Genomic DNA, 15,042 nt, shown 5'->3' on the forward strand with positions numbered 1-15,042 from the left:
TATAAAAATGATAGATAATAACGCATTTGATTCAATTAAAATCGGACTTGCTTCCCCTGAGCAAATTAGAGCCTGGTCTTACGGCGAGGTTAAAAAGCCCGAAACAATCAACTACCGTACATTAAAACCTGAGCGTGACGGCTTGTTCTGCGAGCGTATTTTCGGACCTACAAAGGACTGGGAGTGCCACTGCGGTAAATACAAGAGAATCCGTTTTAAGGGTAAAATTTGTGACCGTTGCGGTGTTGAGGTTACAAGAGCAAAAGTAAGAAGAGAGAGAATGGGTCACATTGAGCTTGCCGCTCCTGTTTCTCATATCTGGTACTTCAAGGGTATTCCTTCAAGAATTTCTCTTATGCTCGATATTTCTCCGAGAACACTTGAAAATGTTCTTTATTTCTCAAGATATATTGTTACAGATCCCGGCAACTGCCGTGATCTTGAAAAAAATCAGTGCCTGAGCGAAAAAGAGTACGCTGAAATGCGTGAAAAGTATGACAACGACTTTGAGGCAGGTATGGGTGCAGAGTCTATTCAGAAGTTACTCAAGGAAATTGACCTTGAGCAGCTCTCTGCACAGCTTAAAGAAGAGCTTGAAACAGCATCGGGTCAGAAGAGAGTTCGTATTCTCAAGCGCCTTGATGTTGTTGAGAGTTTCCGTCTTTCGGGCAACCGCCCCGAATGGATGATTATGGATGTTATTCCTGTAATTCCGCCTGATATCCGCCCTATGGTTCAGCTTGACGGCGGCAGATTTGCTACATCAGACTTAAACGATCTTTACAGACGAGTTATCAACAGAAACAACCGTCTTAAAAAGCTCCTTGAGCTTAACGCTCCTGAAATCATCATCAGAAACGAGAAGAGAATGCTGCAGGAATCTGTAGACGCTCTCATTGACAACGGCAGAAGAGGCAGACCTGTTACAGGCCCTAACAACCGACCGCTCAAGTCACTTTCCGATATGCTTAAAGGTAAGCAGGGCCGTTTCCGTCAGAACCTTCTCGGTAAGCGTGTTGACTATTCTGGTCGTTCGGTTATCGTTGTAGGCCCTGAACTTAAGATGTACCAGTGCGGTCTTCCTAAGGAAATGGCTATCGAGCTTTTCAAACCGTTTGTTATGAAACGCCTTGTAGAAACTAAGGCTGTTATCAATATTAAGGCTGCAAGAAAAGCAGTTGAGCGTGCAAAGGACGAGGTTTGGGATGCACTTGAAGTTGTAATCAAGGGTCACCCTGTTCTTCTCAACCGTGCGCCTACACTTCACAGACTCGGTATTCAGGCATTTGAGCCTGTACTTGTTGAGGGCAGAGCACTTAAGCTTCACCCGCTTGCTTGTACAGCGTACAACGCCGACTTTGACGGTGACCAGATGGCTGTCCATGTACCGCTTTCCGCAGAGGCACAGGCAGAGGCAAGATTCCTTATGCTTGCAGCCGGCAACCTCCTTAAACCATCGGACGGTCAGCCTGTAACAGTTCCTACACAGGATATGATCCTCGGTTCGTACTACCTTACACTTGATAAGGACGGCGAGCGTGGCGAGGGCAAGGTATTCCGTGATGTTGATGAAGCTATGATGGCTTATCAGACCGGTGTTATCCAGCTTCACTCAAAGATTAAGGTAAGATACGAAAAGGTAATTGACGGCGTTAAGTATTCCGACCTTGTTGATACAACAATCGGTAAGATTATCTTTAACAACCCGATTCCGCAGAACCTTGGTTTTGTTGACAGAAGCAAGCCTGAAAACCGCTTTAAACTTGAGGTTGACTTCCTTGTAGGTAAGTCTAAACTTAAGAAGATTATTGATAAATGTATTAAGATAAACGGCACAGAGATTACAAGCCATGTTCTTGACCACATCAAGGCACAGGGCTATAAATACTCAACAAGAGGCGCTATTACTGTTGCCGTATGTGACGCCGTTATTCCTCCTGCCAAGAAAGAAATCATCAAAAAGGCAGAGGCTGATGTCGATGTAGTTCGTGAGGACTATATGATGGGTCTTCGTTCTGATGAGGAGCGTTACGAGGAAGTTCTTAAGATTTGGGAGAAGGCTACAAACGATGTAACCGATGCCCTCCAGAAGAACCTTGACCGCTACAACCCAATCTTCATGATGGCCGATTCAGGTGCCCGTGGTAGTATGAGCCAGATTCGTCAGCTTGCAGGTATGCGTGGTCTTATTGCCAATACATCAGGTAAAACAATCGAAATTCCTATCAAGGCTAACTACCGTGAAGGCCTTAACATTATGGAATACTTTATTTCATCTCGAGGCGCTCGTAAAGGTCTTACAGATACAGCGCTCAGAACAGCCGACTCAGGTTACCTTACCCGTCGTCTTGTTGATGTATCACAGGAAGTTATCATTCGTGAGGACGACTGCGGTACAACAGACGGTCTTGAAATTTTCGACATCAAGGCAGGCGAAAACAATGTTATCGAGGGACTTCACGAAAGACTTATCGGCAGATACCTCGTTGACGATTTCTGCGATTCAAACGGCAACACCCTTGTTTCTAAGGATGTAATGATGGGCGACAAAGAGGCTGACATTATCGTAAACAGTGGCGTTGAAAGAATTAAGATTCGTTCCGTACTTTCTTGTCGTGCTAAGCACGGTGCTTGTAAGAAGTGCTACGGTTCTAACCTTGCAAACCGCCAGCCTGTAACAGTCGGTGAGGCAGTAGGTATTATCGCCGCACAGTCAATCGGTGAGCCGGGTACACAGCTTACAATGAGAACATTCCATACCGGCGGTGTTGCATCGGCAGAAGATATCACACAGGGTCTTCCAAGAGTTGAAGAGTTGTTCGAGGCCCGTAAACCAAAGAGCCTTGCAATCATCAGTGAAATTGACGGTGAAGTTAGATTTGAAGAAATCAAAAATGCTCGTCACGCTATTGTATTCAACCACGAAACAGGCGAAGAAAAGCAGTACCTTATTCCTTTCGGCTTTAGAGTTAAGGTTCAGGAAGGTCAGATTATCAAGAAAGGTGACAAAATCACCGACGGTGCTGTTAATCCGCACGATATTCTTGCAATTCTCGGTTCAGACGCAGTAATGAACTACCTTATTTCAGAGGTACAGAGTACCTACCGTTTACAGGGTGTTGAAATCAACGATAAGCACATTGAGGTTATCGTTCGTCAGATGATGAGAAAGGTAAGAGTTGAGGACGCAGGCGATACTAAGTTTATGTCCGGTCAGACCTACGATAAGAACGATGTTCTCTTTGAGAACGAGCAGATTAAAAAGCGTATTGCTAACGGTGAAGAAAACCTCAGAGAGGCAACATTCACACAGCTGCTCCTCGGTATTACAAAGGCAGCACTCGCAACAGACAGCTTCCTTTCTGCCGCATCATTCCAGGAAACAACAAGAGTTCTTACAGATGCAGCTATTAAGGGTAAGATTGATCCGCTTATCGGTCTTAAGGAAAATGTTATTATCGGTAAGGTTATTCCTGCAGGTACAGGTATGCCGAGATATGCAGGCGTAAAGCTCGAAGAGCCGAAGTCAGAGGTTGAAGATGCAGATGAAAATGCTGTTGAATCAACCGAAACTGCAGATATTGCCGAATAATTTTAACTAACATTTTGGTTTAAATTAAAATAAAATGCCCGACAATGACTGAATGTATTGTCGGGCATTTGTGCGTGTGCTTGTAGTTATTAACAATTTGTTATAAATGTGTTAAAAGATTGTCAGCTAGGTCGTTTTAGAAAACTGTGGTTTAACACGGTGCTTAGGTTAAATGATTAAAAAATTTAGGTCAAGCCTTTTTAAAGGCTTGCGGGTTTGGGCAGCGCCCATAAAAATCATCCGATATAACAATTCTTCGGGCGCAAACAGCGTAGTTGTTTGCGTGCTAAAACTAAGTTTGTTAAAACAGGCAATAGCCATTGTAACCGGAAATGCTAAAAACACGGTCAAAGCATTGCGTTGACCGTGAAAGGGAAGTGTATTTTCTTTTGTTGCTCTCGCAAAAGCTAACGCAGTTATATTCAAGCCGCCAAACAGCAGGCTGTTTGGCTATCGTTAGATTGTGTAAACGAAAAGTATTTGTGGGCTTTGCCCACACCCACAACCTTTGAAAAGGTTGACCAAACTTTTATAATTAAATGTCGAAAACTGTAAATTTTACAACACTCAAAATGAATATTTATCAAATTAACAATCAATAAATATTCGTTTTAATTCAAAAATATACATTTATTATACAATAAAAATCGTCCGAATTTGCAGCAAAGGTCAAACTCGGACGATATTATTTTGTTTTAGTAAAAACAATATTTTATCATTAAAATACGCTTAATCTAAATAATATTATAAGATAAAGCCAATCTTTTTCATAACTTTATTCATTGTACGACTGCTGATTTTAAGTGCAATTTCATCCGCTTTACGGTAGCACTCTTCAAGGTAAGCCTTATCCTTGATATATGACTCATAACGCTCACGAATAGGACGGAGTTCTTCTACAACTGCCTCGCCGACAGCTGTCTTAAAGTCGCCGTATCCCTTGCCCTCAAAGTCGTGCTCAATCTGCTCAAAGCTAAGACCTGTGATTGTGCTGTAAATACCCATAAGGTTATTGATTCCGTCTTTGCCCTCGCCGTAGTGAACATGAGCCTCGCTGTCAGTAATCGCACGCTTGAATTTGCGCATAATTGCCTCAGGTGAGTCGAGAAGATGTACGCAGCCGTTTACATTTTCGTCCGATTTACTCATCTTCTTGGTCGGGTCCTGCAAGCTCATTACTCTTGCGCCGTTCTTTGGAATAAATCCTTCAGGAATTTTGAAAACATTGCCGTAAAGACCGTTAAAACGGGTTGCAATATCTCTTGTAATCTCAATGTGCTGCTGCTGGTCTGCACCTACGGGCACTTTATCTGCCTGATAAAGCAAAATGTCGCCTGCCATAAGTGACGGATATGTAAACAAGCCTGCATTTATGTTGTCTGCGTGCTTTGCCGACTTGTCCTTAAACTGTGTCATTCTCGAAAGCTCACCGAACTGTGTGTAGCAGTCGAGCACCCATGCCATTTCTGCGTGTGTATGCACATGGCTCTGAATGAAGAAAAGGCTCTTTTCTGTATCAATTCCGCAAGCAAGAATTGAAGCGTATGCGTCGAGAATATTTTTTCTCATTTGAGCCGGCTCTTGTCTTACCGTAATGGTGTGTAAATCGGCAAGAGCGTAAATGCAGTTGTACTCGTTCTGCATAGTAACCCAATTGCGGATAGCACCAAGATAGTTGCCAAGTGTTATTGTGCCACTCGGCTGAATGGCACTGAATGCGATTTGTTTCTTTTCGTTTTCCATAAATATTCTCCTTTATTTCAGCTTGCTGTTTGCCAGCTCGCCGAGTATCTTAATGCCTTTTTCAAGCTGTTCGTCGGTCGGTGTTGAAAAGTTGATTCTGAAACTGTTGCACTTTTCGTTTTCGTCTGTAAGAAATGCATTGCCCGGTACTACGCATACCTTTTTGAGCACGGCTTCTTTGCAGAATGACGGCATATCAATGCTTTCTGGCAGGTCGCACCAAATGAAAAGTCCGCCGTCAATTTTATGATAAGTAATTGCGGGACTTGCGTATTTGTCGAGCAAATCCATACAGAATTGTGCTTTTTTAGTGTATAGCTTGCGTAATTTTTCAAGATGTGCGTTGAAGTCATATTTTGTAATAAACTCATCGCAAACATACTGCGACCATATATTGGTGTGAACATCACTGCCTTGCTTGCATACTACGAGTTTTTGGAAAATCTGCTTTGGCGCAATGCAGTAAGCAACACGCATACCCGGTGAAATTACCTTTGAAAACGAACCGCAGTAAATTACGATTTCGTCCTCGTCAAAGCTCTTGATGTTTGGGATAAATTCGCCGCTGTATCTTAAATCTCCGTAAGGGTTGTCCTCAAGAATAAGAACGCCGTACTTTTTTGCAAGCTCATAAACAGCCTTGCGTTTTTCAAGGCTCATTGTAACGCCCGACGGATTCTGAAAATTTGGTATTGTATAAATAAATTTTGCGTTTTTGTTGTCTTTAAGCGCCTGCTCAAGGGCGGTAATGCTCATTCCGTCAGGCTCAACGGGAACGCCGACAAGTTTTGCGTTGTAACTTCTGAATGTGTTGAGCGAACCGATAAAAGACGGCGCTTCGCAAATAACAACATCACCCTCGTTTACAAGAGCCTTTGAGCATAAATCCATAACCTGCTGTGCACCTGTGGTGATTAAAATATCGTCACCCTCTCTGCCGATGTTATGTTCTTTTTTCATATATTCGGTAAGGTGTCGGCGCAGGGGAGTGTAGCCCTCGCTTACGCTGTACTGTAATACGGAAATAGGATTTTCGGCAAGAACTTTTGCGGAAATCTCTGCTATTTCCTTTGCGGGAAAGGCGTCGGGGGAAGGGTTGCCCGCAGAAAGCGATACAACCTCGGGGTCTGCCGCATATTTAAAAATTTCTCTGATTGCACTTGGCTTAAGGTTAGAAACCCTGTCGGAAAATGTATATTCCATTTAAAAAATCTCCTTTTTGCATTTTTAACTGATAAAGTCAAAAAGCAATATATTTTATTGTAACACGATAGGCAAAAATATTCAAGCTACCGAGAGGGAAAAGCTACAATTTATGCCGTAATTTTTTGAAAATTATGCTAAAAATACAAACAAATAATCTGCAATTTCAGTCTGTTGTAAAAATAATTAAAGAAAGTTCCGACATAATTAATGAAAATGCGGTTTAATTCCAATATCGAAAAATAAATTATTGCAATTATGTTACTATGTATATGAAATTGATTACTTATATTAAGGTTAATCAGGAGGATAATGGAATGGACAGTTCAGAAATCAAGCAACTCCAAATCCTTGCAACAAAGGCAAGAATGGGAGCAATTCTCGGCACTTTTTGTGCTAAGTCGGGACATCCGGGCGGTAGCCTTTCGGCAGCGGATATTTTCACATATCTCTACTTTAAGGAAATGAATGTTGACCCTAAGAATCCTAAGTGGGAGGACAGAGATCGTTTTGTTCTTTCAAAGGGCCATTGTTGCCCAAGCCTTTATGCGGTTCTTGCACTTAAGGGCTATTTTGAATGGGACGAGCTTTCAAAGCTCCGTCATGTAGGCGCAATGTTACAGGGTCACCCCGATATGAAGGGCACACCCGGCATTGATATGAGCACAGGCTCACTCGGACAGGGTATTTCTGCGGCTTGCGGTATGGCGCTTTCCGCAAAAATCAGCAACAAGAGCTACCGTGTATATTCTGTACTCGGCGACGGCGAGGTTGAAGAAGGTCAGGTATGGGAGGCTGCTATGTTTGCCGCTCACAATAAGCTTGACAATCTTGTGATTTTCGTTGACCAGAACGGTTTACAGATTGACGGTACAGTTGACGAAGTTGCAGGCATTGAGCCGCTCGACAAAAAGTTTGAGAGTTTTGGTTTTGAAGTGTTTAAGATAGACGGTCATGACTTCAATCAGATTGAGGACGCACTTAACAAGGCAAGAGAAGTTAAGGGCAAGCCTGTTGCTATCCTTGCAAAGACAGTAAAGGGCAAGGGCGTTTCATTTATGGAAAATCAGGTTGGCTGGCACGGCACTGCTCCTAACAAAGAGCAGTACGAGCAGGCTACAGCCGAGCTTCAGGCTGAAATTGACAGATTGGAGGGCAACTGCTAATGGCTGAATCAAAGAAAATTGCTACTCGTGAGAGCTTTGGTATGGCACTTTGCGAGCTTGCTAAGACTAACAAGGACATCGTTGTATTTGACGCTGACCTTGCAGCGGCAACAAAGACAAGTATTTTTAAAAAGGAATTTCCCGAAAGATTTTTCGACTGCGGTATTGCCGAGGGCAATATGGTAGGCGTTGCGGCAGGTCTTGCGGCAGCAGGCAAAATTCCTGTAGCGGCATCATTTGCAATGTTTGCAACAGGCAGAGCATTTGAGCAGATCAGAAACTCGGTTGCTTATCCGCACCTTAATGTTAAGATTGCAGGTAGCCACGCAGGTATTTCTACAGGTGAAGACGGTGCAACTCACCAGTGCCTTGAGGATATCGGTATTATGCGTACAATTCCGGGTATGGTAGTTATCAACCCTGCCGACCACTACGAGATGATGGCTGCAACAAAGGCAGCTATCGAGTACGACGGTCCTGTATATATCCGTCTTGGCAGACTTGCTATTGAGAGCTTTAACGACCCTGAAACTTATACATTTGAACTTGGCAAGGGTATTACACTCCTTGACGGTGACGATGTGGCAGTTATTGCAACAGGTCTTTGTGTAAATGAGGCTCTTAAGGCTTGTAAGCAGCTTAAGGAAGAGGGCATTAACGCTCGCCTTATTAATATTCACACAATCAAGCCTATCGACAGAGAAATCATCGTTAAGGCTGCAAAAGAAACAGGCAGAATTATCACTATTGAAGAGCATAATGTAATCGGTGGTCTTGGTGACGCTGTATGTTCTGTAGTAAGTGAGGAATATCCTGTTAAGGTAACAAAGGTTGGCGTAAACGATTGCTTTGGTTACAGCGGTCCTGCACTTGAACTTCTCGATAAGTTTGAGCTTACCGCTCCGCACCTTGCAAAGAAAATCAAAGCAGCTGCTCAGGATAAGTAATTTAGAATTTTAATTTAATATAAAAATTACCGCTCGGCATAGTGATGTCGGGCGGTTTTTGCGTTTTGTGGTTTTTAGGGTTTTTATAAAAAGCCGGGTAATTATGGTGTATCGCACGGGTTAAGCGAAATAATTAAAAATTTAGGTCAAGCCTTTTTAAAGGCTTGCGGGTTTGGGCAGCGCCCATAAAATCGTTCGATATAACAATTCTTCGGTCACAAACAGCCACGCTGTTTGCGTGCTAAGACTTAGTTTGTTAAAACAGGCGACAGCCATTATAAACAGAAATGCTAAAAACATAGACAACGCATTGCGTTGACTATGAAAATGATGTTTATTTTCTTTTGTTGCTCTCGCAAAGGCTTTCGCCGTTGTGTTCAAGCCGCCAAACAGCAAGCTGTTTGACTATCGTTAGATTGCATAAACGGAAAGTATTTGTGAGCTTTGCCCACACCCACAACCTTTGAAAAGGTCGACCAAACTTTTATAATTGCCTTGACAAAGCACTTTGCTAAACCTAATTTTTACAAAGAGCAAAAACACAGCCCGATTCGTTTCTTGAATCGGGCTGTGCAGCGTTTAATTATAACAAATTATATTGCGAAGTCTGAAACCTCTTTATTATTTGCTACAGTTTTAACCTGTTCTATAAGTTTACTTGGATTTGTCTTGTAAAGGTGTCCTACGCTTATGCCGTTTACCTCTGCAAGGTATTTGTTTCCGCCTGCATCATAGAATTTAACTGTATCTGTACTGCCATCTGTATATTTGTACTCGGCTGTAAATACCGCCTTTCCGCTTGGCTTGTCACTGCTTGTGTCGCTTTTCTTAAGTAATGTAAGGTTCTGGAAGAATGTTGAGAAGTATGATGAGTTAATCTCACTGTCACCGTACATTACAGATGTTGTGGTTGTAGTTGATTCCTCGCCGTCTTCGTTTGTTGTAGCGGTTTCCTTTGTGCCAATGTCAAAAGTATAAGTGTCGGAACCGTTGTTTACCGTAAGTGTGGAAACAGCCGTCATAAGCGGATGGAGAACATACTCTGACGAAAGTTTTTCGTAACTCATATCTACCCAAGGCAAGTTTGCGGATGCCATTGAATAAACAACTTTTCCGCCCTTTTCCATAATGTTTACATTGCCCGAGCCGTCAGGCTGTGATGCAATAAGGTTTATTGTTGTGTCCGGATACACAGCCTCAAGAGTTACATACGGATCTGCCAGTCCGAGTTCTTTGAGTTGAGCGTCGGACGGTTTTACCATTTTTACCGACTTGGCATACAAGCCTCTGATTGCACCCGATACCTTACTGCTTGCATCTTCGCTTGCGTAAGCCTTATTAGGTGAAGTGATAACTGTTGCAGCGGAGTTCTTTCCGTCGTTGTTCGGTTCAAGAACTACGGCTTGCGGGAAGTTTTTACCCGAAAGTGTAATTTTGCTGAACTGTGAATTGTCTGTATCCGATGCGGCATCGTTGATTGCCTTTGAGAACATATCGGTAAGGCTGTATGAGAACGAGTCTACGGCATCGCTTGCTACAAGGTAGATTGTGTCGGATGTACCGAACTTTACATATGTTCCTGCCGATGACGGAGCATCGCCGCCTACAATGAATTTAGCCTTTGTATTGTCTGTATATGTAACAAGGACTGTTGCTTTTGGATTGTCAAAACCGCACTCCGAAGATTTTGCACCGTCAAGGCTGATTACTTTGCTGAAATCAAGTGCCGCAGCATCGTTTGCGATTGCATCGGAGTAGCCTGTCTGCAAATCAAAATCTTCAAAGCCTACAAGAGTATAAATGGTTTTTTCTGTCTTGCCGTTATCATCAACGGGAGTTTCGGACTTTATGTCGAGTGTACCCGATGTGTTTTCAACATTGATTGTTGAAATCTTTGCAGGCACATAATCAATCAAAGTACCGTAGCTGTTATTTTCAATTTCGCCCTTATCGTTTGTTTTGATGGTTGCCTGGTGCATACCGTTTCCATCAACAGATGTTGACATATCGATACCCGGGTCAATGCCGTCCATCGGGTCTGCGTTATCGCCTGATTTCGGCAGGAATATCAGCAACAGCATTACGCCTACGAGCACAACTGCTGCGGCTGCGATTATAATAAGAAGTTTAACATTCTTTTTCATTATTTGTTCCTCCTGCGTAACCACATTACAATGCCTGTTATGAGAACTGCAACAGGAACTACGATTACAAATATAACGAAGAGAGTGTTCTTTGTTGTTGCATCGGTAATTCCGAGCTCGGCATTCTGCATTGATTTACCCTCAATGGTAATACCCGCATCGTCCTTATCTGCAAGTGTGTTAATCATATTCATAAAGTAGCCTGAATTGTTAAAGCTGTTGTATGACATAATGTCAGAAGTAAACATTGAATATGAACCGAAAACAACTACCTTTGAAGATGCATTGTCTGTATTTGACTTAACGCCCTCGGCGGCAACATTAATATTTTCGCCTGTAACGCCGTTTTTGTAATTCCAAGTGTCATCTGCGTCTGTCGGGTAAATACCTGCTGATGTAGATGTTGTAAGAAGTGCATGTGAAACGCTTGAATCCGAAAGTGTAACGCTTCTTGCAAAGAGTGTTACAACAGGGATATTAGGATTTTTAAGTCCTGTTGTGTAGTAGTCGGTGTAGTCAACTGTGAAGATGTACGGTGAGCTGTTGCTTACAAGGCGGTCTGTGCTTGTTTCATAAACATAGCCCGGATTTACCTGCATACCCCACTCGTTTAAAAGACTGTCAATGTTTGGAGTGTCTACATTGTTTTCTGTAGGGATAAAGATAAGGTTTCTGCCGTATTTGCCGTCATTGTCAAGCCACTTTGAAATCTTTTCGACTGTGCTTTCGTCAAGGTCAACAGACGGTGCATAAAGGATTGCAAACTTAGCTTCCTCATCAAGGTCGCCTGTAGCGAGAGAAACATCGTTTACCTGATAAGCGTTGTTCTGTAAAAGAGTTTTGATTGCCGACGAATCCTGCTCCTGGTTACCTGTAATCATATCAACTACAACTTTGTCTTCTGTAGTAACATTGAGAATAGCTGTAACAACGGCCTGCTCAACAAGTGAAGATGTTACATAGTAAGTGCCGTACTGTGAATAGTAATCCTTGTCGTATTCAAAGCAGTCGTCAATTGTAAGCACTCTGTACTGGTCGCCGCACTCGACGATCATCATATTTGAGTTTTTGCTCCAATCTGCGTCTGCGTATTTCTGTGAAATAGACGGATTGCTTGAAAGGTCAATGTAATTAAGTTTGATTTTGCCATTTGATGCGCTCTCCATTTTTTCAAGGAGTTTGTTTGCCTGAATGTAATACGCACCCGAACCCTCAAACTTTTCTTCTGTTGTAAGAACAGTGATTGTAATGTCTTTGTCAATGTGAGAAACATAGTCTATAGTGTCGTTTTCAAGTGCAAATGAAGATTCTTTGGTAAAGTCAAGAACCATATTCGGGAATCTTCCAACGAGAAGCGAAACCACTATGTTGAGAACGATAACAAGTGCGATTACAATTGCAACAATTGCCGCCGCAATTGAGCCGTGGCGGGCTTTTCTTGATTTTAAGAAATTCTTAAATCCGCCGTTTTTCTTGTCTTTCTTAGGCTTTTCGGTTTTTTCGGTCTTAGCCGCTTTATCGTCGGCTTTTTTTGTTTTAACTTCGGCAGTGTTTTCTGCCACGGTGTCTTTTTTCAATTCGCTCATTGCTCTTTACCTCCTTAGCTCCAGCGTCTTTTTTCAAGTACACGGGCGGTAAAGAACAAGAACAATCCCGTAACACTTAAAAAGAATATAATGTCTGTAAGATTAAGCATACCGTATGTAAAGTTTGTGTAGTATGTAAGAAAATCAATTTTTTTAACAATAGTTGCGATCCAGTCAACGGTGATGTTGCTTGAAAGGTTGCTTAGCATATAAATAAGAAGACCTACGCCCATACCTGCAACTGCGGAAATAATCATACTTTCTGTAAGTACAGAGATGAAAATGTCAATTGCAATAAGAGCAGAGCCTAAAAGCAAAAGTCCGAGTACGGTACAAAGCACAACCGCCCAGTCGGGAGAAGTGAAGAATGAAATTACAAGTGCATATACAACAAAGATAAGCGAGCATATTGCAAAGAGAATAAGTGCTCCGAGGAACTTGCCCATTACAATTTCAAAAAGGCTTGTAGGCGATGTAAGGAGCGCCTGGTCTGTACGCTGACGCTTTTCCTCTGAAAAGCTCTTCATTGTGATAATAGGAATTATAAAAAGAATAATAATAAACATATTTCCGAAAACATAGGAAAGGCTTGAAGTATCGTTTTCAATACAAATCATACTGAAAAACAAGCCCGAAAACAGGAAATATACCGCCATTACAACATAGGCAACGGCTGAATTAAAATAAGAAGAAAGCTCTCGCTTTAAAATTGCCACCATTATTTTTTACCTCCGACTGTGTCATAATTGCCGTTAGCAGTAAGCTTAAGGAACATTTCCTCAAGTGTTTCGTTGCCCGACTGCATATCAAGAATCGGACAGCCGATTCTTGCCATTGCGTTAAATACATCACGGCATACGTCGTGATCTTTTTCGTACTCAACCATATATTTTGCCGAGTTGCCGTTCTTTTCGGAGATTTTATTTACACGAATAACCGCAGGAATGTTTTTGATTGCAGAGATAATATCCGAAGCGGCACCCTCGACCACAAGCGCAAGTTTTTCTTCGCCTGCGGTAGAAGACGAAAGCTCGTCTGTCTTTGCATCGGCAACTATTTTACCGTTTGAAATAACAAGAATTCTGTCGCAGGTTGCGGAAATTTCCGACAACACATGAGAAGATAATATAATGGTATGCTTTTTGCCAAGACTTTTAATAAGTTTTCTGATTTCGATAATCTGCATAGGGTCAAGTCCGACAGTCGGCTCGTCCAGAATAAGCACGGGCGGATTGCCGAGCAAAGCCTGGGCAAAACCGACACGCTGACGATAACCTTTTGAGAGGTTTTTAATAATTCTGTCTGCCTGTTCGGTAATACGAACAAGTCGCATAACCTCTTCAATGTGTTCTTTTTTAGGAAGTTTAACCTTTTTGAGGTCAAACATAAATTCAAGATACTTTTTCACCGTCATATCAGTGTAAAGCGGTGGAATTTCGGGGAGGTAACCGATTTTTGCCTTTGCCTCTTTCGGATTTTCAAGTATTTCCTTTCCGTCAATAGTTACTGTGCCCGATGTGGAAGAAATATACCCTGTGATTATATTCATAGTGGTAGATTTTCCGGCACCGTTCGGGCCAAGAAATCCGAGGATTTCGCCCTCGCCAACAGTAAAGCTGATATTATCAACAGCTTTGATGTTGCCGTAATTTTTTGTGAGTTTTTTAACCTCAACCATGTGACTTGTTCACTCCTTAATAATAGTAAGCATATAAAAACTTTGTGTACTCCGCAAAGTCATATCGCAACAGCATATATTATACTATATAAAAACAGTTTTGTGTATATTTTTTATGAAAAATCATAGCGGCTACACAAATTTTCATTTTTCTGTCACATTTCGGAATAAAAATCGCACATTTGCAAATAACTAAAGGTAATAAAATCTTGTAAAGAGGAATTGTTATGGATTATATAAATGCATTTTGGACAGGCGGACTTATTTGCGTAATCGGTCAGATTTTAATTGACAAAACAAAACTTACTCCCGCCCGAATACTTACAGGCTTTGTGGTGGCAGGTGTGATTTTGGGCGCAGTCGGACTTTATGAACCCTTCGCCGAGTTTGCGGGCGCAGGAGCGGCAGTTCCTATCAGCGGTTTTGGTTTTTTGATGAGTCAGGGCGTAAAAGAGGGACTTGCCGCAGACGGAGCTCTCGGTATTCTCACGGGCGGACTTAAAAGTGCTGCGGCAGGTATTTCTGCGGCAATATTCTTTGGCTTGATTGCAGGTTTAATCACTAAGTCGGGCGACAAATAATATGTTTTTTCAAAAAGGAATCCGATTGCTATGTCGGGTTCCTTTGCTTTTTTTGACCTTACATAAAGCATCGTATAAGCATAGTCGACTCCTTTAAATTTTACAAAGCATAAGGCATAATACACATAAGTAGCTCAAACTATTTGTAAATATTGCCGTATTTATTTTTTAATTAGTAAAATTATGGTAATTTTGATAATTATGTGATAATATTATTTATGACAGAAATTCAAAAATAGGGCAGATTGCCCTTTAAATTAATTTTGAAAGGAGTAATCAAACTAATGAACAAGCACGGAATGCTAAAAGCGACAAGCGTTGCAATTGCACTTTGCACCGTTATGTCAAGCACAACCTTTGCATTCTCAACAGTGGCAAGTGCTGCTACCGTTGATACTACAG

11 protein-coding genes are annotated in these 15,042 nt (G+C 42.0%); 4 read left to right on the forward strand and 7 right to left on the reverse strand.

All coding sequences use genetic code 11. The annotated features are described in order from the left end of the window. Positions 1-7 precede the first annotated feature (7 nt). Positions 8-3,592, forward strand: coding sequence for a DNA-directed RNA polymerase subunit beta' (gene rpoC, locus H8R91_RS11830; protein WP_186936391.1), 3,585 nt, complete (start codon positions 8-10; stop codon positions 3,590-3,592). 168 nt (positions 3,593-3,760) lie between these two features. On the opposite strand, the gene H8R91_RS11835 is transcribed toward rpoC, so the two are convergent. From H8R91_RS11835 to H8R91_RS11845, 3 genes are all read right to left on the reverse strand, one after another. Then, positions 3,761-4,018, reverse strand: a complete 258-nt coding sequence (locus H8R91_RS11835) for a hypothetical protein (protein WP_186936392.1) — start codon at positions 4,016-4,018, stop codon at positions 3,761-3,763. Between the two features lie 318 nt (positions 4,019-4,336). Further along, on the reverse strand, positions 4,337-5,335 hold the full coding sequence (gene trpS, locus H8R91_RS11840; protein ID WP_186936393.1) for a tryptophan--tRNA ligase: 999 nt from the start codon (positions 5,333-5,335) through the stop codon (positions 4,337-4,339). Between the two features lie 12 nt (positions 5,336-5,347). Beyond that, positions 5,348-6,538, reverse strand: a complete 1,191-nt coding sequence (locus H8R91_RS11845) for an aminotransferase-like domain-containing protein (RefSeq protein WP_186936394.1) — start codon at positions 6,536-6,538, stop codon at positions 5,348-5,350. A 317-nt stretch (positions 6,539-6,855) separates the two neighbouring features. Between H8R91_RS11845 and H8R91_RS11850 the strand changes: the two genes are divergently transcribed. Both H8R91_RS11850 and H8R91_RS11855 read left to right on the forward strand, forming a co-directional pair. Beyond that, complete coding sequence (locus H8R91_RS11850) at positions 6,856-7,704, forward strand: transketolase (protein WP_022234133.1); 849 nt, start codon at positions 6,856-6,858, stop codon at positions 7,702-7,704. After that, a complete protein-coding gene (locus tag H8R91_RS11855) occupies positions 7,704-8,651 on the forward strand; it encodes a transketolase family protein (RefSeq protein WP_186936395.1) in 948 nt (315 codons plus the stop codon). The genes H8R91_RS11850 and H8R91_RS11855 overlap by 1 nt, the downstream gene beginning before the upstream one ends. A gap of 593 nt (positions 8,652-9,244) precedes the next feature. On the opposite strand, the gene H8R91_RS11860 is transcribed toward H8R91_RS11855, so the two are convergent. Genes H8R91_RS11860 through H8R91_RS11875 form a run of 4 tightly spaced genes read right to left on the reverse strand, consistent with a single transcriptional unit; the run spans position 9,245 to position 14,059 of the window. Further along, positions 9,245-10,795 (reverse strand): DUF4340 domain-containing protein, encoded by a 1,551-nt coding sequence (locus tag H8R91_RS11860; protein ID WP_186936396.1) that lies wholly within the window; start codon positions 10,793-10,795, stop codon positions 9,245-9,247. Then, entirely contained in the window at positions 10,795-12,381 is a 1,587-nt protein-coding gene (locus H8R91_RS11865) for a GldG family protein (RefSeq protein WP_186936397.1), read from the reverse strand. Before H8R91_RS11865 ends, H8R91_RS11860 begins: the two co-directional genes overlap by 1 nt. A 14-nt stretch (positions 12,382-12,395) precedes the next feature. Next, positions 12,396-13,100: an ABC transporter permease gene (locus H8R91_RS11870; protein WP_022233884.1), complete on the reverse strand. Its 705-nt coding sequence runs from the start codon at positions 13,098-13,100 to the stop codon at positions 12,396-12,398. Continuing rightward, the gene (locus tag H8R91_RS11875) at positions 13,100-14,059 is read right to left on the reverse strand and encodes an ABC transporter ATP-binding protein (RefSeq protein WP_186936398.1); all 960 of its coding nucleotides are present in this window, start codon (positions 14,057-14,059) and stop codon (positions 13,100-13,102) included. Before H8R91_RS11875 ends, H8R91_RS11870 begins: the two co-directional genes overlap by 1 nt. 227 nt (positions 14,060-14,286) lie before the next feature. Here H8R91_RS11875 and H8R91_RS11880 point away from each other — a divergent pair, with 227 nt between their 5' ends. Next, positions 14,287-14,640, forward strand: a complete 354-nt coding sequence (locus H8R91_RS11880; RefSeq protein ID WP_186936399.1) for a SpoVA/SpoVAEb family sporulation membrane protein — start codon at positions 14,287-14,289, stop codon at positions 14,638-14,640. The last annotated feature ends 402 nt before the right edge of the window (positions 14,641-15,042 follow it).

Source organism: Ruminococcus intestinalis (assembly GCF_014288065.1).
GTDB lineage: Bacteria > Bacillota > Clostridia > Oscillospirales > Acutalibacteraceae > Ruminococcoides > Ruminococcoides intestinale_A.

Coding starts and splice junctions, on each gene's coding strand:
- rpoC (WP_186936391.1), top strand. CDS start 8: ATGATAGATAATAACGCATTTGATTCAATTAAAATCGGACTTGCTTCC.
- trpS (WP_186936393.1), bottom strand. CDS start 5,335: ATGGAAAACGAAAAGAAACAAATCGCATTCAGTGCCATTCAGCCGAGT.
- H8R91_RS11845 (WP_186936394.1), bottom strand. CDS start 6,538: ATGGAATATACATTTTCCGACAGGGTTTCTAACCTTAAGCCAAGTGCA.
- H8R91_RS11850 (WP_022234133.1), top strand. CDS start 6,856: ATGGACAGTTCAGAAATCAAGCAACTCCAAATCCTTGCAACAAAGGCA.
- H8R91_RS11855 (WP_186936395.1), top strand. CDS start 7,704: ATGGCTGAATCAAAGAAAATTGCTACTCGTGAGAGCTTTGGTATGGCA.
- H8R91_RS11860 (WP_186936396.1), bottom strand. CDS start 10,795: ATGAAAAAGAATGTTAAACTTCTTATTATAATCGCAGCCGCAGCAGTT.
- H8R91_RS11865 (WP_186936397.1), bottom strand. CDS start 12,381: ATGAGCGAATTGAAAAAAGACACCGTGGCAGAAAACACTGCCGAAGTT.
- H8R91_RS11870 (WP_022233884.1), bottom strand. CDS start 13,100: ATGGTGGCAATTTTAAAGCGAGAGCTTTCTTCTTATTTTAATTCAGCC.
- H8R91_RS11875 (WP_186936398.1), bottom strand. CDS start 14,059: ATGGTTGAGGTTAAAAAACTCACAAAAAATTACGGCAACATCAAAGCT.
- H8R91_RS11880 (WP_186936399.1), top strand. CDS start 14,287: ATGGATTATATAAATGCATTTTGGACAGGCGGACTTATTTGCGTAATC.